The sequence below is a fragment of the Staphylococcus schweitzeri genome, assembly GCF_002902405.1.
Taxonomy (GTDB): domain Bacteria; phylum Bacillota; class Bacilli; order Staphylococcales; family Staphylococcaceae; genus Staphylococcus; species Staphylococcus schweitzeri.
In genome coordinates this window covers 166,726-192,558 of sequence record NZ_PPQS01000039.1, presented here as the reverse complement: position 1 = coordinate 192,558, position 25,833 = coordinate 166,726, and the positions used below count along the sequence as shown (strand labels likewise).

Below are 25,833 nucleotides of genomic sequence, written 5' to 3'. Positions count from 1 at the left end.
TTAGTTCTGGAGGTTAAAATAGTGAATAAATTAGTATTAATTGATGGTAATAGCTTAAGTTTTAGAGCTTTTTATGCGTTACCTTTGTTATCAAACAAAGCTGGCATTCATACTAATGCTGTATATGGTTTTGCTATGTTATTAGAGAAAATTTTAAAAGAAGAAAAACCAGATCATTTTTTAGTTGCGTTTGATGCAGGTAAAACAACTTTCAGACACGAAAAGTACAGTGAGTATAAAGGTGGTCGTCAAAAGACGCCACCAGAATTAAGTGAGCAGTTTCCATATATACGTCAACTATTAGATGCTTATCATATTAAACGTTATGAATTAGATAATTATGAGGCAGACGACATTATTGGTACATTAAGCAAAGAAGCAGATAAGGCAGGATTTCAAACAATTATCATTACTGGAGATCGAGATTTAACTCAGCTTGCTACTGACAATGTAACAATTTATTACACTAAAAAAGGTGTTACTGATGTAGACCATTATACGCCTGAATTTATAGCGGAAAAATATAATGGATTAACACCTAGTCAAATTGTTGATATGAAAGGTTTAATGGGAGATTCATCTGATAACATTCCGGGTGTCGCAGGTGTTGGTGAAAAAACGGCTATTAAATTATTAAATCAATTTAATACAGTAGAAGGTGTTTATGAGCATCTAGATGAAGTTTCAGGTAAAAAGTTAAAAGAGAAACTTGAAAATAGTAAAGAAGATGCATTAATGAGTAAAGAATTAGCGACGATTAATGTGGATAGTCCAATAGAAGTTTGCTTAGAAGATACATTAATGACTAATCAAGATGACCAACAAGAAAAAATTGAATTATTTAAGAAGTTAGAATTCAAACAATTACTAGGTGACTTAGATCAAACAATAGGTAAAGAGGAATCAGAAGAGAAGACTTTTGATATAGATACAACATTTGACAAAGTGGACTTTGGTTCATTAAAAGAAGCTGCAATTCATTTAGAACTAGACGGTGGCAATTATTTGAAAGACAATATTTTAAAATTCTCTTTGTTTACAGGCGATAAACATGTAGTTATTAATGCTGAAGATATAAAGAAACATGAAGAATTAGTTAAATGGTTGGAGAATCCAAAGACGAAAAAAGTTGTTTATGACGCGAAAAAAACATACGTTGCATCTCACCGCTTAAACATAAAAATTCAAAATATTACTTTCGATATTATGTTAGCTAGTTATATTATTGATCCATCACGCACAATTAGTGACGTTCAATCAGTCGTTTCCTTATATGGTCAAAGTTTTGTAAAAGATGATATTAGTATTTATGGTAAAGGTAAAAAATTTAAAGTACCTGAAGATGATGTTTTAAATCCATATGTAGCGTCTATTACTGATGCGATTTATTTTTCAAAACCAAATATGGATAAGCAGTTAGAAGAATATAATCAAGTTGAACTATTAGCTGATTTAGAACTACCTCTTGCTCAAATTTTAAGTGAAATGGAAGAAACAGGTATATATACTGACATTAATGATTTAAAGGAAATGGAGATCGAAATCCAACAAAAATTAGATGTTTTAATAAAAAATATTCATGAGGCTGCTGGTGAAGTATTTAACATTAATTCGCCAAAACAATTAGGTGTTGTGTTGTTTGAAACATTGAAATTACCAGTTATTAAAAAGACGAAGACAGGTTATTCAACAGCAGTTGATGTTTTAGAACAATTGCAAGGTGACCATCCAATAATTGATTCTATTTTAGAATATCGTCAATTATCAAAATTACAATCGACTTATGTTGAAGGATTACAAAAAGTGATAAGTGATGATCAACGTATTCATACACGTTTTAATCAAACATTAGCTCAAACAGGTCGCTTATCAAGTATAGATCCAAACTTGCAAAATATTCCAGTTAGACTTGAAGAAGGACGTAAAATTAGAAAAGCATTTAAACCAACGTCTAAAGATAGTGTTATATTATCAGCTGACTACTCTCAAATCGAATTACGTGTGCTAGCGCATATTACACAAGATGAGAGTATGAAAGAAGCATTTATTAATGGTGATGATATTCATACAGCAACTGCCATGAAAGTGTTTGGAGTTGAAGCGGATCAAGTTGATAGTTTAATGCGTCGACAAGCAAAAGCCGTTAACTTTGGTATAGTTTATGGAATAAGTGACTATGGTTTAAGTCAAAGCTTAGGTATCACTAGGAAAAAAGCGAAAGCATTTATTGATGACTATTTGGCAAGTTTCCCAGGTGTAAAACAATATATGTCTGATATTGTTAAGGATGCTAAAGCATTAGGTTATGTTGAAACGTTATTACATCGTCGTAGATATATACCTGACATAACGAGCCGTAATTTTAACTTGCGTGGATTTGCAGAACGTACAGCAATGAATACACCAATTCAAGGCAGTGCAGCAGATATCATTAAATTAGCAATGGTTAAATTTGCAGAAAAAATGAAAGACACAACATACCAAGCTAAACTATTATTACAAGTACATGATGAATTAATCTTTGAAGTGCCTAAATCGGAAGTTGAATCATTTAGTGACTTCGTTGAAGATATTATGGAAAATGCTTTACAGTTAGATGTTCCATTAAAAGTAGATTCAAGTTATGGTGCAACTTGGTATGATGCGAAATAAAGAGAGGAAAACAGTATGCCAGAATTACCAGAAGTTGAACATGTAAAAAGAGGAATTGAACCCTTCATTATAAATGAATCAATTAATAAAGTTATATTTTCGAATAAAGTTATCGAAGGAAAAGCGCAAGGCAAAGAAACAATAGTAAAAGGAATGGAGCTAGATACATTCAAATCTTTGTCAGAGGGTTATACTATTACAAATGTAGAACGAAGAAGTAAATATATTGTTTTTCAATTAAATAATCAACAAAATAAACGCATATTAATTAGCCATTTAGGCATGGCAGGTGGCTTTTTTATTGTAGATGAACTTGATGATATTGAAATACCAAATTATCGTAAACATTGGCATGTAATATTTGAGCTTTCAAATAATAAAAAGTTAATTTATTCTGATATACGTCGATTTGGCGAAATTAGAAACGTTGCATCAGTTGCTTCATATCCTTCGTTTTTAGAAATAGCACCTGAACCTTTTACAAAAGAAGCAATGCCATATTATTTAGATCGAATCAACCACAAGTCGAATATAAATAAGTCGATTAAACAAGTTATTTTAGATCATAAAGTTATTGCTGGTTGCGGAAATATATATGCTTGTGAAGCATTATTCCGTGCAGGTGTGCTACCTGATAAAAAAGTGAAGGATTTATCACATCAGCAACAAGAAATGGTATTTTATTACGTTCGTGAAGTTTTAGAAGAAGGTATAAAATATGGTGGAACAAGTATTTCAGATTACCGTCACGCTGATGGTAAAACAGGTGAAATGCAATTACATCTAAACGTTTATAAACAAGTAACTTGTAAAGTTTGTAATAGTCCAATAGAAACAAAAATTATCGCGACAAGAAATAGTCATTTTTGTCCAATATGTCAAAAATAAAGAGAGAGTGAGATTATGCCGAAAGTTATTGGTCTTACAGGCGGGATTGCCTCAGGAAAATCAACAGTATCAGAACTATTAACTGTCTTTGGATTTAAAGTGGTGGATGCTGATAAAGCAGCGAGAAAAGCTGTTGGAAAAGGAAGTAAAGGTTTAGCTCAAGTACGTGAAACCTTTGGTGAAGAAGCAATTGATGAAAATGGCGAAATGGATAGACAATATATGGGAGATTTAGTATTTAATCAACCAGAAAAACGTTTAGAATTAAATGCTATTGTTCATCCTATTGTTCGAGAAATTATGGAAGCTGAAAAGAATGAATATTTAAATCAAGGTTTTAATGTGATTATGGATATTCCATTGTTATATGAAAATGAATTAGAAAACACAGTAGATGAAGTGTGGGTTGTTTATACATCTGAAAGTATTCAAATTGATAGATTGATGCAACGTAACGATTTATCATTAGAAGACGCAAAAGCGCGTGTGTATAGTCAAATTTCTATTGATAAGAAAAGTAGAATGGCTGATCATGTTATTGATAATCTTGGAGATAAGTTAGAGTTGAAACAAAATCTTGAAAGATTGTTAGAAGAAGAAGGATATATTGAAAAGCCAAACTATGGAGAAGAATAATATTTATAGAAGTCATTACTTGAAGTACAATTTGTCGCGTACTTAAGTAATGGCTTTTTTATAAAAAGATAAACGTTTTATAGAAAACGCTTTCAAAAGCTGGATAATATGTTATACTAATGCCATAAAGTATAACACATAAAAATCAAGGGGTGCTTTTAATGTCAACGAATATTGCAATTAATGGTATGGGTAGAATTGGAAGAATGGTATTACGTATTGCATTACAAAATAAAAATCTTAATGTAGTAGCAATTAATGCTAGTTATCCACCCGAAACGATTGCACATTTAATCAATTATGATACTACACATGGTAAGTATAGTTTAAAAGTCGAACCAATCGAAAATGGTTTACAAGTTGGTGACCATCAAATTAAATTAGTTGCTGATAGAAATCCTGAAAACTTGCCATGGAAAGAATTGGATATTGATATTGCAATAGATGCTACTGGTAAATTTAATCATGGTGATAAAGCTATTGCGCATATTAAAGCTGGTGCTAAGAAAGTATTATTAACTGGTCCATCAAAAGGTGGTCATGTTCAAATGGTCGTAAAAGGCGTAAATGATCATCAATTAGATATTGAGGAATTTGATATTTTTAGTAATGCGTCATGCACTACGAACTGTATTGGACCTGTAGCGAAAGTTTTAAATGATCAATTTGGAATTATTAATGGATTAATGACTACAGTTCATGCGATAACAAATGACCAAAAAAATATTGATAATCCACATAAAGATTTAAGACGCGCGCGTTCATGTAATGAAAGTATTATTCCGACATCAACTGGTGCAGCGAAAGCGTTAAAAGAAGTGTTGCCAGAATTAGAAGGTAAATTACATGGTATGGCACTGCGTGTTCCAACAAAAAATGTATCGTTAGTTGATTTAGTCGTTGATTTAGATAAAGAAGTAACTGCTGATGAAGTTAACCAAGCTTTTGAAAATGCAGAGCTAAAAGGTATCGTTGAAGTCGAACATCAACCGCTTGTGTCAGTAGATTTTAATACAAACCCACATTCAGCTATTATTGATGCTCAATCAACAATGGTTATGGATGGTAATAAAGTAAAAGTCATTGCATGGTATGACAACGAATGGGGATATTCAAATAGAGTTGTAGATGTAGCAGAACAACTTGGTGAACTTTTAAAATCAAAGACAACAGTAAGTGCAAGTTAAAATAATTTTTAAAATTTGACCTAGCTCTGATATAGGAGTTAGGTTTTTTGTAGTGTTGAACGTAAGTATCAATCATTTTGCTTTTCTAAAAAATGGAATGCATTTACTTTTTAGTTCATTTTTTAGAACAAAATAATAAATTGAGGGATTCTTTTTTCATCTATGGATTTATAGTATAATGAGGCATAATCAAAATAAAGAGGGTGATGTAATGAAATGCCCGAAATGTAATTCTACACAATCTAAAGTCGTAGATTCAAGGCATGCCGATGAATTAAATGCCATTCGTAGACGAAGAGAATGTGAAAATTGTGGAACACGTTTCACTACATTTGAACATATCGAAGTCAGTCAGCTTATTGTTGTGAAAAAAGATGGCACAAGAGAGCAATTTTCAAGAGAAAAAATACTTAATGGACTTGTGCGTTCATGTGAAAAGCGTCCAGTTAGATATCAACAACTTGAAGATATAACTAATAAAGTTGAATGGCAATTGAGAGATGAAGGTCATACAGAAATATCTTCACGAGATATAGGTGAGCATGTGATGAATTTATTGATGCATGTTGATCAAGTCTCTTATGTGAGATTTGCATCTGTTTATAAAGAGTTTAAAGATGTTGACCAATTATTGGCATCAATGCAAGGGATTTTAAGTGAAAATAAACGGAGTGATGCATAAATGGGACGTCAAGCCTTTGAATTTGGCTTAAGACCAAAGGATCAATTTCAAGTTATGCAACACTATGATTTAAATACAAATCATTTAGAAGTTTTAAATCGATTATATACACCTTTAATCGGTACACAAGCAGTAGGTTTATATCACTTTATGACTCAGTTTGTTGAAAAAAATCGTAATACAACTTCGATATTATCGCACTATATATTTATGAATGAACTTAAAATTAATTTATTAGAGTTTAGACAGCAAATGGATTTGCTAGAAGCGATTGGTTTAATCAAGACATATGTCAAACATGATGAACAAGAAACTCAATTTGTTTATCAGCTGATTCAACCGCCTACAGCACATTTATTTTTTAATGATCCTATGTTGTCAATCTTTTTATATAGTGAAGTAGAACATCGTCGATTTCAGGAATTAAAAAAATATTTTGAGTATAAAGAAGTCGACTTAACTGATTATAAGCAAACAACTAGGCAGTTTACTGAGGTGTTTAAAGTTCCTTCAACAAAAGTTGATATTGATACGCGTGACATTCCTATCAATCAGTCATATCAAGGTATAGATTTAACAAATGAAACGTTTGATTTTGATATGTTGAGACAAATGTTAAATAAACATTTCATTAGTCAAGACATAGTGACAAAAGATGCAAAACGTTTAATTACACAACTTGCTACATTATATGGTTTGACACCAGATGGGATGAAGTATGTAATTTTAAATTCAATCACTAGTGGTCAACAACTATCGTTCGAAGAAATGCGAAAACAAGCACGTTCATATTACTTAATAGAACATGACAATCAAATGCCTAAATTACAAGTTAAATCGGCAACTTCATCATTATCTGAAAAGCATGAGTCGAATGAATTAAATCTGGCACCACAAAGTGATGAGTGGTTTGATTTATTAGAACAAACGAGTCCGATTGACATGTTGTCATCGTGGTCTGAATCAGAGCCAACCGTTTCTCAAAAGACAATGATTGAAGAGTTAATTGAACGTGAAAAAATGTCATTTGGTGTCATAAACATTTTGTTGCAATTTGTTATGCTAAAAGAAGATATGAAACTACCTAAGGCATATATTTTTGAAATTGCATCGAATTGGAAGAAAAAAGGGATAAAGACAGCTAAAGAGGCGTATGAATATGCTAAAAAAGTAAACCAACCTAAGAGTGAACCGTCAAGTGCTAATTATCAAAAGCGTGGTACATATTCAGGACAACGTAAACGTATATCAAAAGAAAAGACGCCGAAATGGTTGGAAAACAGAGATAATCCAGATAATAATCATTCAACAAAGCATAATAGTTCAGATGACCAACAATTAGAACAAGATCGACAAGCATTTTTAGATAAATTATCTAAAAAATGGGAGGAGGACAGTCAATAATGAAGCAATTTAAAAATATAATGGGAACATCTAATGATTTTGAAAAAAGAATTAAAAAAATAAAAAACGAAGTCATCAATGACCCAGATGTTAAACAGTTTTTACAAGAACATCAGTCTGAATTAACAAATACAATGATTGATGAAGATTTGAATGTTTTACAAGAATATAAAGATCAACAAAAACATTATGATGGTCATAAATTTGCAGATTGTCCTAATTTCGTAAAAGGTCATGTTCCAGAGTTATACGTTGATAACAATCGTATCAAAATTCGCTATTTGCAATGTCCGTGTAAAATTAAATATGACGAAGAACGTTTTGAAGCAGAGTTAATTACATCTCATCATATGCAACGAGATACTTTAAATGCAAAACTAAAAGATATTTATATGAGCAATCGAGATAGATTAGATGTAGCAATGGCAGCTGATGAAATTTGCACAGCAATTACTAACGGAGATACGGTTAAAGGATTATATTTATATGGACCATTTGGTACAGGGAAATCTTTTATTTTAGGTGCGATAGCAAATCAACTTAAATCAAAAAAAGTGCGCTCTACAATTATATATTTACCTGAGTTTATTAGAACTTTAAAGGGTGGCTTTAAGGATGGTTCTTTCGAGAAGAAATTACATCGTGTAAGAGAAGCGAATATTCTAATGCTTGACGATATAGGTGCAGAGGAAGTAACGCCGTGGGTAAGGGATGAAGTAATTGGTCCTTTGTTACATTATCGTATGGTCCATGAATTACCTACATTTTTTAGTTCGAATTTTGATTATAGCGAGTTGGAACATCACTTATCAATGACAAGAGATGGCGAAGAAAAAACTAAAGCTGCTCGTATTATTGAACGTGTCAAATCTTTGTCTACACCATACTTTTTATCAGGGGAAAATTTCAGAAACAATTGAAATTTAAAATGAGTGGTGTATAATAAAATCAAATCTAAATCGTTTAAATGATTGAAGACAAGATAATCTAATCAATATTACACAGAAAGCCATTACTTGATGAGAATATGGTTAATAAATTAGATGATTACTACTTCATTTTTGGTATTTGTAATGAATACCCGGCTCAAGACCGTTATCTTAAGCAGAGATATTTAATACAATTGATAGTATTAAATAACTAGGGTGGTACCACGACGATCTCGTCCCTTGTATAGGGGGCGGGATTTTTTGTTTTTCAATCATAAATAAATATTAGTTGGTATCGTTTGATCCCTGTTTATTTTTTAAATGGTTGTTGGAAGAACGATGATTGTTGTTCAATTTTTTAACGAGGTCAGATGAAAATACTTATAAAGCATATAGGAGGGTTTAATATGGAACAAATTAATATTCAATTTCCAGATGGTAATCAAAAGGCATTTGATAAAGGGACTACAACTGAAGAAATTGCTCAATCAATAAGCCCAGGATTACGTAAAAAAGCTGTAGCCGGTAAATTTAATGGACAGCTTGTAGATTTAACTCAACCGCTTGAAATAGATGGGGCAATTGAAATTGTGACACCTGGTAGTGAGGAAGCGCTAGAAGTATTGCGTCATTCGACTGCACATTTAATGGCGCATGCAATTAAAAGATTATATGGTGATGTTAAATTTGGAGTTGGGCCGGTAATTGATGGCGGTTTTTACTATGACTTCGATATCGACCAAAACATTTCATCTGATGATTTTGAACAAATTGAAAAAGCCATGAAACAAATTGTTAATGAAAATATTAAAATTGAACGTAAAGTCGTTTCAAGAGAAGAAGCGAAGGCTTTTTTCAGCAATGATGTATACAAGTTAGAATTAATTGATGCAATACCTGAAGATGAAAATGTGACATTATATAGCCAAGGCGACTTTACTGATTTATGCCGAGGTGTGCATGTACCATCAACAGCTAAAATTAAAGAATTTAAATTATTATCTACTGCGGGTGCATATTGGCGTGGAGATAGTAATAATAAAATGTTACAACGTATATACGGTACTGCCTTTTTTGATAAAAAAGATTTAAAAGCACATTTGAAAATGTTAGAAGAACGTAAAGAACGTGATCACCGTAAAATTGGTAAAGAATTAGAATTATTTACAAATAGCCAATTGGTAGGTGCTGGTTTACCACTTTGGTTACCAAATGGAGCAACAATTAGACGTGAAATTGAACGATACATTGTTGATAAAGAAGTAAGCATGGGTTACGACCACGTTTATACACCAGTTCTTGCAAATGTTGATTTATATAAAACATCAGGACACTGGGATCACTATCAAGAAGATATGTTCCCGACAATGCAATTAGATGAAACTGAATCAATGGTGTTACGCCCGATGAACTGTCCGCATCATATGATGATTTATGCTAATAAACCGCATTCATATCGTGAGTTGCCGATTCGTATCGCAGAGTTAGGAACTATGCACAGATACGAAGCGAGTGGTGCAGTTTCAGGATTACAACGTGTTCGTGGTATGACTTTGAATGATTCACATATATTTGTTCGCCCGGATCAAATCAAAGAAGAATTTAAACGTGTTGTTAACATGATTATCGATGTTTATAAAGATTTCGGTTTCAAAGATTACAGTTTTAGATTAAGTTACAGAGATCCTGAAGATAAAGAAAAGTATTTTGACGATGATGACATGTGGAATAAAGCTGAAAATATGCTTAAAGAAGCAGCGGACGAGCTGGGTTTATCATATGAAGAAGCAATTGGTGAAGCGGCATTCTATGGTCCGAAATTAGATGTTCAAGTAAAAACTGCAATGGGTAAAGAAGAGACATTATCAACAGTGCAACTTGATTTCTTGCTACCAGAACGTTTTGACTTAACATATATTGGTCAAGACGGCGAACAACATCGACCAGTTGTTATTCATCGTGGTGTTGTTTCAACTATGGAACGTTTTGTTGCCTTTTTAACTGAAGAAACTAAAGGTGCATTCCCAACTTGGTTAGCACCAAAACAAGTACAAATTATTCCTGTTAACGTTGATTTACATTATGAATATGCCCGTCAATTACAAGATGAATTGAAATCTCAAGGTGTTCGAGTGAATATTGATGATCGCAATGAAAAAATGGGTTATAAAATTAGAGAAGCGCAAATGCAAAAAATCCCTTACCAAATTGTAGTTGGTGATAAAGAAGTAGAAAATAATCAAGTGAATGTGCGTCGTTATGGTTCACAAGACCAAGAAACAATTGAAAAAGACGAGTTTATTTGGAGCTTAGTTGATGAGATTCGTTTGAAAAAACATAAATAATAAAACTTATAACTTGATGCAATTGATACACCATAATGGTGATATTATGAATCATGTTAATCAAGCTTGATAAAATCAAGTGAATCATGTATATTACAAGATAGTTAAAATATTAAATTGAGTTAGAGGTTGCATGTTTAAAGAGTAACTTGTCAGAAGTATTTATGGTACATATGTTGAACAAGTGAAAGGTAAAGATGCCGAAATAGATATAACCCATAAATTATATCTGTTGGGACAGTTTTCGAACAGGAACTGTACTGTCACTGAATGTGATGTGCTACCTTATATAGATAATAGCCAAAGTGGTTGCATATCTTATAGGTATGTAACCACTTTTTTACTTTGAATATCTTTGAAAGAGAATTAAATTGGGTATGAAAGTAATTAAAGGTTATTTATTTCTTGGCCTCTAAAACATGGAAAGGGAGCTTATATGTCAAAAGTTCAAAATGAAAGTCACAATACTGTCAAAAGAGGATTAAAAGATCGTCATATATCGATGATTGCGATTGGAGGTTGTATTGGTACTGGATTGTTTGTAACATCTGGTGGTGCAATTCACGATGCAGGTGCTCTTGGTGCATTAATTGGTTACGCAATTATCGGAGCAATGGTGTTTTTCTTAATGACCTCACTCGGAGAAATGGCTACTTATTTACCTGTATCAGGTTCATTTAGTACTTATGCTACAAGGTTTGTAGATCCGTCATTAGGTTTCGCGCTTGGTTGGAATTACTGGTTTAACTGGGTTGTTACAGTTGCAGCTGATATAACAATTGCAGCACAGGTAATTCAATATTGGACGCCTTTGCAAGCTATACCAGCATGGGCATGGAGTGCTTTATTTTTAGTGATTATTTTTGGCCTGAATTCATTATCAGTGCGTGTATATGGTGAAAGTGAATATTGGCTAGCATTAATTAAAGTAGTCACTGTAATTATCTTCATTGCTATCGGTTTACTGACAATAGTTGGTATTATGGGTGGACACTATGTAGGATTTGAAGTGTTTAATAAAGGAGAAGGTCCAATTTTAGGTGGGAGCTTAGGTGGTAGTTTATTATCTATTCTAGGTGTATTCTTAATTGCAGGTTTCTCATTCCAAGGTACGGAATTAATTGGAATTACAGCTGGAGAATCTGAAAATCCAGAACGAGCAGTTCCAAAAGCAATCAAACAAGTGTTTTGGAGAATCTTATTATTTTATATCTTAGCTATTTTTGTAATTGGAATGTTAATACCTTATGATAACAGCGCATTAATGGGCGGGACAGATAAGGTAGCAACTTCGCCATTTACATTAGTATTTAAAAATGCTGGATTTGCATTTGCAGCATCATTTATGAATGCAGTTATTTTAACATCGGTTCTATCTGCAGGTAACTCTGGTATGTATGCTTCAACACGCATGCTTTACTCAATGAGTAAAGATAAACTAGCGTTTGATACATTCAGCAAAACGAATAGAAATGGTGTACCATATATGTCATTGCTCGTAACGGCAATCATTGTTGTCATAATTTTTGTTGTTCAAAGTTTGACAAAGGGCGCTTACGAATACATTGTAGCAGCTAGTGGTTTAACAGGTTTCATTGCATGGGTAGGTATTGCAGTTAGTCATTATCGTTTTAGAAGAGCGTTTGATAAACAAAATTACGACAGATCGAAATTAAAATATACAGCCAAATTATTCCCATTCGGTCCAATTTTTGCTGGTATTTTATGTATTGTTGTTATTATTGGTCAAGATGTTGATTTTATTAAGACAGGTGATTTTAATTTTAGTCGCTTTTTGATTACTTATATGGGAATTCCCGTATTTTTAGCATTCTTTATCTATCATAAATTGAGATATAAAACGAAAAAAATTCCTTTAGAACAAGTAGATTTACGTCAAGATGTTTCTATGGACAAAATTAAAGGATAAAAACAAATGATAAATCGCAATTTTAGTGTTGACTTAAATACAAATTGTTGATATGATTAACAACGTTGAATACGAAACGAACCAAGTAGAAGCACCCGCTTCTCACCTGTAGCGACGCATAAAGCTGTTGGCAGGTTAATCACATTACACAGAATTGTGTATAAGGAAGAGCGGGTATTTATACCTGCTCTTCCTTTTTGCTTGGTACAAATTTCGTAAAATTTTTGGAGGTGTCAACCATAGCAAAAGATCAAACTCAAATAAACGAGAAAATTCGTGCAAAAGAACTACGATTAGTGGGGCAAAATGGTGAACAAATCGGTGTTAAATCAAAACAAGAAGCTTTAGAAATGGCTGAACGTGTAGATTTAGATTTGGTAATTGTAGCACCAAATGCTAAACCACCTGTTGCAAGAATTATGGATTATGGTAAATTCAAATTCGAACAACAGAAAAAAGAAAAAGAAATGAAGAAGAAACAAAAAATTATCAATGTTAAAGAGATTCGTTTAAGTCCAACAATTGAGGAACATGATTTCCAAACTAAGTTGAAAAATGGACGTAAATTCTTGTCTAAAGGCGATAAATGTAAAGTTTCAATTCGTTTTAGAGGGCGTGCAATTACGCACAAAGAAATTGGTCAGCGACAATTGGAAAAATTCGCAGAAGAATGTAAAGACATTGCTACTGTTGAGCAAAGACCTAAAATGGATGGACGACAAATGTTTATCATGTTAGCGCCATCAGCTGAAAAATAATTAAAGCTATTACAGGAGGATTTATATTATGCCAAAAATGAAAACTCACCGTGGAGCAGCTAAACGTGTTAAAAGAACTGCTTCAGGTCAATTAAAACGTTCAAGAGCTTTCACATCTCACTTATTCGCAAACAAGAGCACTAAGCAAAAACGTCAATTACGTAAAGCTAGATTAGTGTCTAAGAGTGATATGAAACGTGTAAAACAATTATTAGCATACAAAAAATAAGAACAAATACAGAAATCGGTAGGAACTACCTAAGGAGGAATTTTTTATGCCACGAGTTAAAGGTGGAACAGTAACAAGAGCGCGTCGTAAAAAAACGATTAAATTAGCTAAAGGTTACTTCGGTTCAAAACATACATTATACAAAGTAGCTAAGCAACAAGTAATGAAATCAGGTCAATACGCTTTCCGTGACCGTCGTCAACGTAAACGTGACTTCCGTAAATTATGGATTACACGTATCAACGCAGCAGCTCGTCAACATGAAATGAGCTACTCTCGTTTAATGAACGGTTTGAAAAAAGCTGGTATCGATATCAACCGTAAAATGTTATCAGAAATCGCAATTTCAGACGAAAAAGCATTTGCACAATTAGTAACTAAAGCTAAAGATGCTTTAAAATAATATTAATCATAAAAAAGAGATGGCAATGTCATCTCTTTTTTATTTTTAGAAAAATTAATCTGTCACATTTAATCGCTAAAACATGACAGATTTGCTAAAATGCATGTAAGAGATTAAACATAAAAGTGAGGAGTTTTAATACGATGTCTAAATTTGATGAGCAAATTATTGTAGTACCTAGAGAAACTTTATTTGATAATGAAAAAAATACTTTCAATGGGTTTTTAAATAAAAATAAGCCAATAGGACAAAACATATTTGATGCATTGCGTCATTATGAAGTTAAACGTCGAGGAGATATGGAAGAAAATCCATCATATAAACAACTCATTTCTTATTGTTTACTTGAAAATGAACGTGGCGAAATATTAGTATATGAACGTTTATCTGGCGGTGGGGAAGCACGATTACATGGTCAATCATCTATAGGTGTAGGCGGTCATATGAATGATGTACCAGGTGCCGAATCAATTAATGAAGTGTTAAGAGTTAATGCTCAACGTGAATTAGAAGAAGAAGTAGGTCTTTGTGAACAAGATTCTCAAAATATGGAATACATTGGTTTCATTAACGATGATAGTAATGAAGTAGGTAAAGTACATATTGGTGTTGTATTTAAAATAACAGTTAGTTCGAATGATGTTGAAGCAAAAGAAACAGACACATTAAGAATTAAATGGATTGAAAAAGGAAGCATTGAGTCATATGATGATTTTGAAACGTGGAGCGCATTAATACTACAAGATTTATAATCAATAGAGGTGACAACCATGTCAGATATTATTCAGTTTCCGAATGCTTCGCAAAAATTATTAAAAGATATTAAGCAAGCAGAAGAAAAGCGTAATTATGTTCAAATGTACGAGTATATTGAACAATATGAGCGTCACTTTGAGCTGACTGAAGAAATAGCAATGATGAAGTGCAAAATGTTATATGAGACAGAATCTTATCTTGAATTAAGAGAAGAAACTATTGTGCTTTTGAAAAGTGGTATTCAACAATATGATACATTGATGATATATTACGTAAAAAGTTTAATTGGTTTAAATCAATATTTTGAAGCGATAGAAGTTATTAACCAAATCATTGATGAAGTGAGTAATCATAAAACACGAATGGCTTTATATCCATTGAAAGAATTTGCGAAATCAAAATTAATCGAAGATGAAAAGGAAGTAACAAAGTCGCTAACAGATTTTAATTTGCTTTCGATGCGTGAACAAACTAATCTTTTATTAAAGTTAATAGATAACGGACATTTTCAATTTAAAGAAACGATTTTATATTTACTAGAATCATATTCATATAGTTATAATATGATAAGTTTAATGATTGAGTATTTAAGATTTGCGAATTGTACACAAGAATTAATGATTGAAAAATATGGCATTAAGACTACAATTGTGCCTGCAAATTTAAAAGGATTAGAACATACGACGCTTAAAGAGCAAGTATTACCAACTGTAATGCAGTCTTTGGAAAATGGCGCTATTCATATTGCCGAAGAAGCCCATCATATTATGAATAATCACTCTATCTTATTATATCCGTTTGATATTGAATCACTATTTGGTATAAGCGCATGGATTAATGCTTACGAATGTTATTTTAAAAATATGTTAGGTATACAATGCGAAGTTCAAAATTATGACACTTTTAAATTCATTCAGCAATTAGATTTGAATGGAAATAGTTAAATTGTTGCAAAATTGTAATCGACATTTTAATATAGTTTTGACGAAAAAAGTTGATTTAAAAATTTATAAACGTTGTAATTTCAATGTTTGTATAGGAAATCGTCCTATGATATAATAGGGAAGTTGAAAAAATAAATTAGTTAATCATGGAGGTATATATACATGACAGCAACTTGGGAAAAAAAGGAAGGTAATGAAGGTTTATTAACTGTTACTGTTCCTGCAGAAAAAGTAAACAAAGCGTTAGATCAAGCATTTAAAAAAGTGGTTAAACAAATTAATGTACCTGGATTCCGTAAAGGTAAAGTACCACGTCCAATTTTCGAACAACGCTTTGGTGTAGAAGCATTATATCAAGATGCTATCGACATTTTATTACCAGATGCTTATGGTGAAGCAATTGATGAAACTGACATCAAACCAGTAGCGCAACCAGAAGTAAGTGTAACTCAAATTGAAAAAGGCAAAGATTTCATTTTTGAAGCTACAGTTACAGTTGAACCAGAAGTGAAATTAGGTGATTACAAAGGTCTTGAAATTGAAAAACAAGAAACTGAATTATCAGATGAAGAATTACAAGAAGCAATTGACCATAGCTTAGGACATTTAGCTGAAATGGTAGTTAAAGAAGATGGTGTTGTTGAAAACGGCGATACAGTAAATATCGACTTTAGTGGTTCAGTTGATGGAGAAGAATTTGAAGGCGGTCAAGCTGAAGGTTATGACTTAGAAGTAGGTTCAGGTTCATTCATCCCTGGCTTTGAAGAGCAATTGGAAGGTATGAAAGTAGACGAAGAAAAAGATGTTGTTGTAACATTCCCAGAAGAATACCATGCTGAAGAATTAGCTGGTAAAGAAGCAACATTTAAAACAAAAGTTAACGAAATTAAGTTCAAAGAAGTTCCAGAGTTAACTGACGAAATTGCAAACGAATTAGATGCAGAAGCAAATACTGTTGACGAATACAAAGAAAACTTACGTAAACGTTTAGCAGAGCAAAAAGCTACTGATGCAGAAAATAACGAAAAAGAAGAAGCAATTACAAAAGCTACTGACAATACAACAATTGATATTCCAGAAGCTATGATTAACACTGAATTAGATCGTATGGTTTCAGAATTTGCTCAAAGAATTCAACAACAAGGTTTAGATTTACAAACGTACTTCCAAATCTCTGGTCAAGATGAATCACAATTAAGAGAGCAAATGAAAGACGATGCAGAACAACGTGTTAAAACAAACTTAACATTAACTGCAATTGCTGAAGCTGAAAATATTGAAGCTACTGATGAAGATATCGATAAAGAATTAGAAAAAATGAGTGGACAATTTAATATCTCAGTTGAAGATATCAAGAAGACTTTAGGCAATACTGATATCATTAAAAATGATGTACGTATTCAAAAAGTTATCGATTTATTAAGAGATAACGCTAAATTAGTCGAAGGTACTAAAGAAGATTAATCTTCATTAAATATTAAATTCTAAAAGTGAGTAGCAGATGCATAGCTTATGTATCTGCTACTATTCTTTAAGTAAAATGTTTGTGTGTTAATATGTTGCATTGTAATATCCAATCTAGTATAGTCTTTAACGAATAGGGGTGTAAAAAGAATGTTTAAATTCAATGAAGATGAAGAAAATTTAAAATGCTCTTTCTGCGGAAAAGACCAAGATCAAGTTAAAAAACTTGTTGCAGGAAGTGGTGTATATATTTGTAATGAGTGTATCGAATTATGCTCAGAAATCGTTGAAGAAGAATTAGCACAAAACACTTCTGAAGCGATTACAGAATTACCTACTCCTAAAGAAATTATGGATCATTTAAATGAATATGTTATTGGCCAAGAAAAAGCTAAGAAATCATTAGCCGTGGCAGTATATAATCACTACAAACGTATTCAGCAATTAGGACCAAAAGAAGATGATGTTGAATTACAAAAAAGTAACATTGCTTTAATTGGGCCAACAGGAAGTGGTAAAACGTTATTAGCACAAACATTAGCTAAGACTTTAAATGTACCATTTGCTATTGCTGATGCTACTAGTTTAACTGAGGCGGGTTACGTTGGTGATGATGTAGAAAATATCTTATTAAGATTAATTCAAGCGGCTGACTTTGACATAGATAAAGCTGAAAAAGGCATTATCTATGTTGATGAAATTGATAAAATTGCACGTAAATCTGAAAATACTTCAATAACTCGTGATGTTTCAGGTGAAGGTGTTCAACAGGCTTTGCTTAAAATTTTAGAGGGTACAACTGCAAGTGTCCCACCTCAAGGCGGACGTAAGCACCCAAACCAAGAAATGATTCAAATTGATACAACGAATATTTTATTCATTCTTGGTGGTGCATTTGATGGTATTGAAGAGGTAATTAAACGTCGCCTAGGTGAAAAAGTAATTGGTTTTTCAAGTAATGAAGCTGATAAATATGATGAACAAGCTCTATTAGCTCAAATTCGTCCAGAAGATTTACAGGCGTATGGCTTGATTCCAGAATTTATCGGACGTGTACCAATTGTTGCTAATTTAGAAACGCTAGACGTGACAGCATTGAAAAATATTTTAACGCAACCTAAAAATGCATTAGTTAAACAATATACTAAAATGCTTGAATTAGATGATGTAGAATTAGAATTTACGGAAGAAGCATTGTCAGCAATTAGTGAAAAAGCAATCGAAAGAAAAACAGGTGCACGTGGTTTACGTTCAATTATCGAAGAATCTTTAATCGATATTATGTTTGATGTCCCTTCTAATGAAAATGTTAGTAAGGTTGTTATAACAGCACAAACGATTAATGAGGAAATTGAACCTGAACTATACGACGAAGAAGGTAATTTAATTAATAGTAGTAAAACATCAGCTTAAACGTTGATGTGCTATATAAGTGAAAAGCTCCAATCAAAGTTGATGCTCAAATAGTTTAACTTTGATTGGAGCTTTTTTATAATGTATACCGAAAGGGTCAAATATTATATAATGGTAGAGTTGAAATAGAATATAAAAAAGTGAGGATATAAAATGAAAGTTAATCCTAATAACATAGAATTAATCATTAGTGCAGTTAAGGAAGAACAATATCCAGAAACTGAATTATCAGAAGTAGCACTTAGTGGTCGTTCGAATGTTGGTAAATCTACATTTATCAATAGCATGATTGGTAGAAAAAATATGGCGCGTACTTCTCAGCAACCAGGAAAGACGCAAACATTAAATTTTTATAATATCGATGAGCAACTTATTTTTGTTGACGTACCAGGGTATGGATATGCGAAAGTAAGTAAAACCCAACGAGAAAAATTCGGGAAAATGATTGAAGAATATATAACTAAGAGACAAAATTTACAATTAGTGATTCAATTAGTTGATTTAAGGCATAACCCAACAGAAGATGATATTTTAATGTATAATTACTTAAAACATTTTGATATACCAACATTAGTTATTTGTACGAAAGAAGATAAAATTCCTAAAGGTAAAGTCCAAAAGCATATTAAAAATATTAAAGCGCATTTGGACATGGATCCTGATGACACTATTGTAAGTTATTCGTCAGTTCAAAATACAAAACAACAACAAATTTGGGATTTGATTGAACCATATATTTCGTAATGGCCATTTAAAAGTATGAATTCATAAAATTTAATATCGATTGATATAAAAATAAACTTAAAACTTGTGTACAAATGATAACTATTTACAACGTTCATCAATTTGTCAAAATCGTGAGTTCAAATTAGAAAGATTCTAATTTATTTAAGCATCGTACTTAATTGGATTTTAAATTATGTTATAATATTTGTATTGTTAGTATATATGGGGGCGTTTTAAATGCATTTTATTGCAATTAGTATAAATCATCGCACAGCTGATGTAGCACTAAGAGAGCAAGTTGCTTTTAGAGATGATGCCTTACGAATTGCCCATGAAGATTTATATGAAACTAAATCTATTTTAGAAAATGTCATATTATCAACATGTAATCGAACAGAAGTATATGCTGTTGTCGATCAAATTCATACGGGTCGCTATTATGTCCAACGATTTTTAGCCCGTGCATTTGGATTTGAAGTAGATGATATTAAAGCAATGTCGGAAGTAAAAGTGGGGGACGAAGCAGTAGAACATTTATTGCGTGTCACTTCTGGCTTAGATTCGATTGTACTTGGAGAAACACAAATTTTAGGTCAAATAAGAGATGCGTTTTTCTTAGCGCAAAATACAGGTACAACAGGAACAATATTTAATCATCTATTTAAACAAGCAATTACTTTTGCAAAAAAAGCACATAATGAAACAGACATAGCAGATAATGCTGTGAGTGTATCATATGCTGCGGTCGAATTGGCTAAAAAGGTATTTGGTAAATTAAAAAGCAAACAAGCTGTCATTATTGGTGCAGGGGAAATGAGTGAATTATCACTATTAAATCTTCTTGGTTCTGGAATTACTGATATTACAGTAGTTAATAGAACTGTTGAAAATGCTATGAAATTAGCAACAAAGCATCAAGTGAAATATGGTGAGCTATCAGCCTTGCCACTTCTACTAGAAAGTGCTGACATAGTTATCAGCTCAACAAGTGCACAGTCTTATATCATTACCAATGACATGATAGAAAGAATTGCTGAAAACAGAAAACAAGATTCACTCGTATTGATTGATATTGCAGTTCCTAGAGATATCGAACCAGGTATAAGTGCCATCACTAACATCTTTAATTACGACGTCGATGACTTAAAAGGTTTGGTTGACGCAAACTTACGTGAGCGACAACTAGCAGCTGCATCAATATCAGAACAAATTCCTTCAGAAATTCACGCACATAATGAGTGGATAAGTATGTTGGGTGTTGTTCCAGTGATTAGAGCTTTACGTGAAAAAGCAATGGCAATACAGGCTGAAACGATGGATAGTATTGATCGTAAACTGCCAGGATTGTCTGAGAGGGAACGTAAAATAATCTCTAAACATACAAAAAGTATTATCAATCAGATGTTGAAAGATCCTATTAAACAGGCCAAAGAATTAAGTAGTGATAAGAAAAGTAATGAAAAATTAGAGCTATTTCAAAATATATTTGATATTGAAGCTGAATGTCCTCATGAACAAGCTAAACAACAAAAAGAAAGCAAAGTCAAAGAGATTTCAGCAAGACGTATCTTTAGTTTTGAATAAGCATATTAATATGGTGATAATATGCAAGAAAACCTGTTTATTCGATTCAATGAAATAATATTATTAATATACTTAATCAGTATTATTTGCTATTTTTATGATTTTGTCCAAAAGAGTCATAAAATTAGAAGTTTAGGCATATATTTATTGGGGATTGTTTGGGTTTTACAAACAATCTCTTTATCTATTTTTATTATACAAACGAGACATATTCCATTAGGATCTATTTCAGATGTTTTTTATACCTTGAGTTGGTTAATCATCTCTATCTCTTTAATTCTTAATCTTATAAAAGTCTTGAATTTTTCTGTGTTTTTCTTAAATCTAATAGGATTAACATTATTGGGAATGAATACTTTCCAACCTACACATTATGATAATAAGGTACAGAAAATCGCTGTTATAGATGAATTGTTGTTAGTCCATATTGGTCTAGCTGTATTAAGTTATGTCTTTTTTGCACTAGCATTTGTAAATGCATTACTTTACATCATGCAATATCGTAATTTAAAGGAAAAACGTTTCGATCAAAAGTACTTTAGACTAGGTAGCGTTGCTACACTTGAGTCTATTGTTTTCTATTCTACGCTTAGTGGCTGGATAATCCTCATATTTAGTATTATTTTAGGAACGCAATGGGGTGTGATTTCAGTTGGTGAACGTATATTTATTGATCCCAAAGTGATACTTTCTTCAGTTATTACATTATTGTATGGGACATATATATTGATAAGAATAAAGAAATGGATAAATTCGAGGTATTTAATATACTATAACATTATTTTATTTTGCTTAAATATGATCAATTTATTTTTTGCTACACATTTTGTAAATTAAAGAAAATGCCCAGAGTAATTCGTTACTAGGAGGAATTAAACATGCGTAAATTAATCGTTGGCTCTAGAAGGAGTAAATTAGCTTTAACGCAAAGCCAGCAATTTATAGACAAGTTAAAAGCTATTGAGCCAAATCTAGAAGTAGAGATTAAAGAAATTGTTACTAAAGGCGATAGAATTGTTGATAAACAATTATCTAAAGTCGGAGGAAAAGGCTTATTTGTTAAAGAAATTCAACACGAACTTTTTGAGAAAAACATAGATATGGCAATACATTCTTTAAAAGATGTACCAAGTGTAATTCCGGAAGGGCTAACTATAGGCTGTATACCTGATAGAGAATTACCTTTAGATGCCTATATTTCAAAAAATCATACACCTTTATCTGAATTGCCTGATGGCAGTATAATTGGTACAAGTTCATTACGTAGAGGGGCACAAATTTTATCTAAATATCCAAACTTACAAATTAAATGGATTAGGGGAAATATAGATACACGCCTAGAAAAGCTCCATACAGAAGATTATGATGCAATTATTTTAGCGGCGGCTGGTTTAAGACGAATGGGGTGGTCAGATGATACGGTAACTACATATCTGGACAGACATACGTTGTTGCCTGCAATTGGACAAGGTGCCCTAGGTATAGAGTGTCGAAGTGATGATGCAGAACTATTAGAACTTTTAAGTAAAGCACAAAATGACGATGTTGCAAAATGTGTAGCTGCTGAAAGAACATTTTTAGCAGAAATGGATGGCAGTTGCCAAGTGCCAATTGCTGGATATGCAACGATTTCAAATCAGAAAGAAATTGAGTTTACAGGTTTAATTATGACACCTGATGGAAAAGAACGTTTTGAATTTACATCTACTGGTACAGATCCAGTTGCATTAGGAAAATTAGTAAGTAATAAATTAAAAGAACAAGGTGCATATGATATTATCAAACGCTTAAATGAACAATAATAATTATTGGAGTGACGTTTAAATATGAAACCAGTTGTAGTGATGACACAAACAAATGACGTGCAAAGTGACTTAGTATCTATTATTCATAAACCATTTATTGAAGTTAAGCCACTTGCTTTTGATTTGAATTTGTTAGATCGACACTATGACTGGCTTATTTTTTCGTCTAAAAATGCAGTGAAATACTTTTATAATTATTTAAATAGATTAAATGTAGATTATATTGCAGTTATTGGAGTTAAAACAGCGCAATACTGTGAATCTTTAGGTATACATGTCGATTATATGCCAAGTGATTTTTCACAAGAAGGATTTTTAGAAGGATTTAATAAAAAAAATCAAAAAATACTAATTCCATCAAGCCAATTAGCAAGGCCTTTGTTATTGGAAACTTTATCTAAAGAAAATGAAGTTATTAAATTAGATTTGTATACGTCAATACCAAATAAGCAAAATATTCAAGATGTTAAAAAAATGATACAACATCAACACATTGATGCTTTAACATTTTCAAGTTCATCTGCAGTACGTTATTATTTTAATGAAGGAACTGTACCAAAATTTCAAGATTATTATGCTATAGGCGAGCAAACTGCGCGTACCATAAAAGCGAATAAGCAACCAGTAACTATTGCAGATACTCAAACATTAGAATCGTTAATACAAAAGATTTTAGAAAGTAGGGGCTAAAAAATGAAATTTGATAGACATAGAAGATTAAGATCATCAGAAACAATGAGAGGTATGGTTAGAGAGAATCATGTAAGAAAAGATGATTTAATATATCCTATTTTTGTAGTTGAAAAAGATGATATTAAAAAAGAAATTAAATCATTGCCTGGTGTATACCAAATCAGTTTAAATTTACTTGAAAATGAAATTAAAGAAGCATATGACTTAGGTATTCGTGCCATTATGTTCTTCGGTGTTCCAAATTCAAAAGATGATATTGGCACAGGTGCATATATCCATGATGGTGTGATTCAACAAGCGACACGCATCGCCAAAAAAATGTATAATGACTTATTAATTGTTGCTGATACTTGCTTATGTGAATATACTGATCACGGTCATTGTGGAGTAATTGATGATCATACACATGATGTCGATAATGATAAATCACTACCACTTCTTGTTAAAACGGCAATTTCACAAGTTGAAGCTGGTGCAGATATTATCGCACCAAGTAATATGATGGATGGTTTTGTTGCTGAAATTCGACAAGGATTAGATGAAGCTGGTTATTATAATGTCCCAATTATGAGTTATGGTGTTAAGTATGCTTCAAGTTTCTTTGGACCATTCAGAGATGCAGCAGATTCTGCGCCTTCATTTGGTGATAGAAAAACGTATCAGATGGACCCTGCTAATCGTTTGGAAGCACTTCGTGAATTAGAAAGTGATTTAAAAGAAGGTTGTGACATGATGATAGTTAAACCGGCTTTGAGTTACTTAGATATTGTTCGAGATGTTAAAAATCATACAAATGTTCCTGTTGTTGCTTATAATGTGAGTGGAGAATATAGTATGACTAAAGCAGCAGCACAAAATGGTTGGATAGATGAGGAACGTGTCGTTATGGAACAAATGGTTTCTATGAAACGTGCAGGTGCTGATATGATTATTACGTATTTTGCAAAGGACATTTGTCGCTATTTAGATAAATAAGATTTTATGTGTATGATTTTCTATAAACTATAGGAGGAATTTACTTTATGAGATATACGAAGTCAGAAGAAGCAATGAAGGTTGCTGAAACATTAATGCCTGGTGGTGTAAATAGTCCAGTAAGAGCATTTAAATCAGTAGATACACCAGCAATTTTCATGGATCACGGTAAAGGATCAAAAATATATGATATTGATGGTAACGAGTATATCGATTATGTACTTAGTTGGGGTCCACTCATTTTAGGGCATAGAGACCCACAGGTTATCAGTCAATTACATGAAGCTATTGATAAAGGTACAAGTTTCGGTGCATCGACATTACTTGAAAACAAATTAGCTCAACTTGTGATCGATCGTGTACCTTCAATTGAAAAAGTTCGTATGGTGTCTTCTGGTACGGAGGCGACTTTAGATACGTTAAGATTAGCACGTGGTTATACAGGTAGAAATAAAATTGTAAAATTTGAGGGTTGTTACCATGGTCATAGTGATTCACTTTTAATTAAAGCTGGTTCAGGTGTTGCAACTTTAGGATTGCCTGATTCTCCAGGTGTACCAGAAGGCATTGCTAAAAATACAATTACTGTTCCATATAATGATTTAGATGCACTTAAAATTGCTTTTGAAAAATTTGGCGACGATATTGCTGGTGTCATAGTTGAGCCAGTAGCAGGTAATATGGGTGTCGTTCCACCAGTCGAGGGCTTTTTGCAAGGTTTAAGAGATATTACGACTGAATATGGTGCATTATTAATTTTCGATGAAGTAATGACTGGTTTTAGAGTAGGTTATAATTGTGCACAAGGATACTTTGGCGTTACGCCTGATTTAACTTGCTTAGGAAAAGTTATCGGTGGTGGACTTCCGGTTGGTGCTTTTGGTGGTAAAAAAGAAATCATGGATCACATCGCGCCACTTGGAAATATATATCAAGCTGGTACGTTGTCAGGTAATCCTTTGGCAATGACTAGTGGTTATGAAACATTAAGCCAATTAACACCTGAAACTTATGACTATTTTAATATGTTGGGCGATTTACTTGAAGAAGGTTTAAAACGTGTATTTGCTAAACATAATGTACCAATCACTGTAAATAGAGCTGGTTCAATGATTGGTTATTTCTTAAATGAAGGACCTGTTACTAATTTCGAACAAGCGAATAAAAGTGATTTGAAATTATTTGCAGAAATGTATCGTGAAATGGCAAAAGAAGGTGTATTCTTACCTCCATCTCAATTTGAAGGAACTTTCTTATCTACAGCACATACGAAAGAAGATATCGAAAAGACAATTCAAGCATTTGATACTGCTTTAAGTCGTATTGTAAAATAAATATACGAACAAAATGAGAGCCTGGACTTTGTTCAGGCTCTTTTTCAGTAATTAGGTTTAATTGATTAATAATTGTTAAAAGTGAAAAACGATTAA

General features: G+C 32.4%; 25 protein-coding genes, 1 riboswitch and 1 other annotated feature. All 25 genes read left to right on the top strand.

Going from position 1 to position 25,833, the window contains the following annotated elements; all coding sequences use genetic code 11:
• Positions 1 to 21 precede the first annotated feature (21 nt).
• The 25 genes from polA to hemL all read left to right on the top strand — a co-directional run bounded on the left by polA (position 22) and on the right by hemL (position 25,737).
• Positions 22 to 2,652 (top strand): DNA polymerase I, encoded by a 2,631-nt coding sequence (gene polA, locus CD116_RS08990; protein WP_047549018.1) that lies wholly within the window; start codon positions 22 to 24, stop codon positions 2,650 to 2,652.
• A 15-nt stretch (positions 2,653 to 2,667) separates the two neighbouring features.
• Positions 2,668 to 3,540, top strand: a complete 873-nt coding sequence (mutM, locus tag CD116_RS08985; protein WP_047549021.1) for a bifunctional DNA-formamidopyrimidine glycosylase/DNA-(apurinic or apyrimidinic site) lyase — start codon at positions 2,668 to 2,670, stop codon at positions 3,538 to 3,540.
• A gap of 15 nt (positions 3,541 to 3,555) precedes the next feature.
• Positions 3,556 to 4,176 (top strand): dephospho-CoA kinase, encoded by a 621-nt coding sequence (gene coaE, locus CD116_RS08980; RefSeq protein WP_047426220.1) that lies wholly within the window; start codon positions 3,556 to 3,558, stop codon positions 4,174 to 4,176.
• Positions 4,177 to 4,337: 161 nt separating this feature from the next.
• The gene (locus CD116_RS08975; protein ID WP_047549025.1) at positions 4,338 to 5,363 is read left to right on the top strand and encodes a glyceraldehyde-3-phosphate dehydrogenase; all 1,026 of its coding nucleotides are present in this window, start codon (positions 4,338 to 4,340) and stop codon (positions 5,361 to 5,363) included.
• A 211-nt stretch (positions 5,364 to 5,574) separates the two neighbouring features.
• Entirely contained in the window at positions 5,575 to 6,045 is a 471-nt protein-coding gene (gene nrdR, locus CD116_RS08970) for a transcriptional regulator NrdR (protein ID WP_047426224.1), read from the top strand.
• On the top strand, positions 6,046 to 7,449 hold the full coding sequence (locus tag CD116_RS08965; RefSeq protein WP_047549029.1) for a replication initiation and membrane attachment family protein: 1,404 nt from the start codon (positions 6,046 to 6,048) through the stop codon (positions 7,447 to 7,449). It abuts the gene before it with no gap.
• Positions 7,449 to 8,369, top strand: coding sequence for a primosomal protein DnaI (dnaI, locus tag CD116_RS08960; RefSeq protein ID WP_047549032.1), 921 nt, complete (start codon positions 7,449 to 7,451; stop codon positions 8,367 to 8,369). Before CD116_RS08965 ends, dnaI begins: the two co-directional genes overlap by 1 nt.
• 107 nt (positions 8,370 to 8,476) lie before the next feature.
• Positions 8,477 to 8,593, top strand: a complete 117-nt coding sequence (locus tag CD116_RS13950; protein ID WP_047549035.1) for a hypothetical protein — start codon at positions 8,477 to 8,479, stop codon at positions 8,591 to 8,593.
• A 192-nt stretch (positions 8,594 to 8,785) separates the two neighbouring features.
• Positions 8,786 to 10,723 (top strand): threonine--tRNA ligase, encoded by a 1,938-nt coding sequence (gene thrS, locus CD116_RS08955; protein WP_047426231.1) that lies wholly within the window; start codon positions 8,786 to 8,788, stop codon positions 10,721 to 10,723.
• 115 nt (positions 10,724 to 10,838) lie between these two features.
• A riboswitch (Lysine riboswitch) is annotated at positions 10,839 to 11,014 on the top strand.
• A 145-nt stretch (positions 11,015 to 11,159) separates the two neighbouring features.
• Positions 11,160 to 12,653: an amino acid permease gene (locus CD116_RS08950; protein WP_047529981.1), complete on the top strand. Its 1,494-nt coding sequence runs from the start codon at positions 11,160 to 11,162 to the stop codon at positions 12,651 to 12,653.
• Positions 12,654 to 12,730: 77 nt separating this feature from the next.
• Positions 12,731 to 12,855, top strand: a sequence feature (ribosomal protein L20 leader region).
• A 28-nt stretch (positions 12,856 to 12,883) separates the two neighbouring features.
• Positions 12,884 to 13,411: a translation initiation factor IF-3 gene (gene infC / locus CD116_RS08945; protein WP_047426352.1), complete on the top strand. Its 528-nt coding sequence runs from the start codon at positions 12,884 to 12,886 to the stop codon at positions 13,409 to 13,411.
• A 28-nt stretch (positions 13,412 to 13,439) separates the two neighbouring features.
• The gene (gene rpmI, locus CD116_RS08940) at positions 13,440 to 13,640 is read left to right on the top strand and encodes a 50S ribosomal protein L35 (RefSeq protein ID WP_001125540.1); all 201 of its coding nucleotides are present in this window, start codon (positions 13,440 to 13,442) and stop codon (positions 13,638 to 13,640) included.
• Between the two features lie 46 nt (positions 13,641 to 13,686).
• Positions 13,687 to 14,043 (top strand): 50S ribosomal protein L20, encoded by a 357-nt coding sequence (gene rplT, locus CD116_RS08935; protein WP_001138360.1) that lies wholly within the window; start codon positions 13,687 to 13,689, stop codon positions 14,041 to 14,043.
• Between the two features lie 143 nt (positions 14,044 to 14,186).
• A complete protein-coding gene (locus CD116_RS08930; RefSeq protein ID WP_047448210.1) occupies positions 14,187 to 14,795 on the top strand; it encodes an NUDIX domain-containing protein in 609 nt (202 codons plus the stop codon).
• A gap of 18 nt (positions 14,796 to 14,813) precedes the next feature.
• A complete protein-coding gene (locus CD116_RS08925) occupies positions 14,814 to 15,743 on the top strand; it encodes a hypothetical protein (protein ID WP_047549038.1) in 930 nt (309 codons plus the stop codon).
• Positions 15,744 to 15,747: 4 nt separating this feature from the next.
• Positions 15,748 to 15,858, top strand: a complete 111-nt coding sequence (locus CD116_RS08920) for a hypothetical protein (RefSeq protein ID WP_047426354.1) — start codon at positions 15,748 to 15,750, stop codon at positions 15,856 to 15,858.
• Between the two features lie 47 nt (positions 15,859 to 15,905).
• Entirely contained in the window at positions 15,906 to 17,207 is a 1,302-nt protein-coding gene (gene tig, locus CD116_RS08915) for a trigger factor (protein WP_047426240.1), read from the top strand.
• Positions 17,208 to 17,357: 150 nt separating this feature from the next.
• Positions 17,358 to 18,620 (top strand): ATP-dependent Clp protease ATP-binding subunit ClpX, encoded by a 1,263-nt coding sequence (gene clpX / locus CD116_RS08910; protein WP_047426244.1) that lies wholly within the window; start codon positions 17,358 to 17,360, stop codon positions 18,618 to 18,620.
• Positions 18,621 to 18,773: 153 nt separating this feature from the next.
• The gene (gene yihA / locus CD116_RS08905) at positions 18,774 to 19,364 is read left to right on the top strand and encodes a ribosome biogenesis GTP-binding protein YihA/YsxC (protein WP_047529987.1); all 591 of its coding nucleotides are present in this window, start codon (positions 18,774 to 18,776) and stop codon (positions 19,362 to 19,364) included.
• Positions 19,365 to 19,583: 219 nt separating this feature from the next.
• Complete coding sequence (hemA, locus tag CD116_RS08900) at positions 19,584 to 20,930, top strand: glutamyl-tRNA reductase (protein ID WP_047426249.1); 1,347 nt, start codon at positions 19,584 to 19,586, stop codon at positions 20,928 to 20,930.
• Positions 20,931 to 20,951: 21 nt separating this feature from the next.
• A complete protein-coding gene (locus CD116_RS08895) occupies positions 20,952 to 21,767 on the top strand; it encodes a cytochrome C assembly family protein (protein WP_047549042.1) in 816 nt (271 codons plus the stop codon).
• Positions 21,768 to 21,808: 41 nt separating this feature from the next.
• Complete coding sequence (gene hemC, locus CD116_RS08890) at positions 21,809 to 22,732, top strand: hydroxymethylbilane synthase (protein WP_047426253.1); 924 nt, start codon at positions 21,809 to 21,811, stop codon at positions 22,730 to 22,732.
• 24 nt (positions 22,733 to 22,756) lie between these two features.
• The gene (locus CD116_RS08885; protein WP_047549045.1) at positions 22,757 to 23,425 is read left to right on the top strand and encodes a uroporphyrinogen-III synthase; all 669 of its coding nucleotides are present in this window, start codon (positions 22,757 to 22,759) and stop codon (positions 23,423 to 23,425) included.
• A gap of 3 nt (positions 23,426 to 23,428) precedes the next feature.
• The gene (gene hemB, locus CD116_RS08880) at positions 23,429 to 24,403 is read left to right on the top strand and encodes a porphobilinogen synthase (protein WP_047426256.1); all 975 of its coding nucleotides are present in this window, start codon (positions 23,429 to 23,431) and stop codon (positions 24,401 to 24,403) included.
• A 47-nt stretch (positions 24,404 to 24,450) separates the two neighbouring features.
• Entirely contained in the window at positions 24,451 to 25,737 is a 1,287-nt protein-coding gene (hemL, locus tag CD116_RS08875) for a glutamate-1-semialdehyde 2,1-aminomutase (protein ID WP_047549049.1), read from the top strand.
• Positions 25,738 to 25,833: the final 96 nt, after the last annotated feature.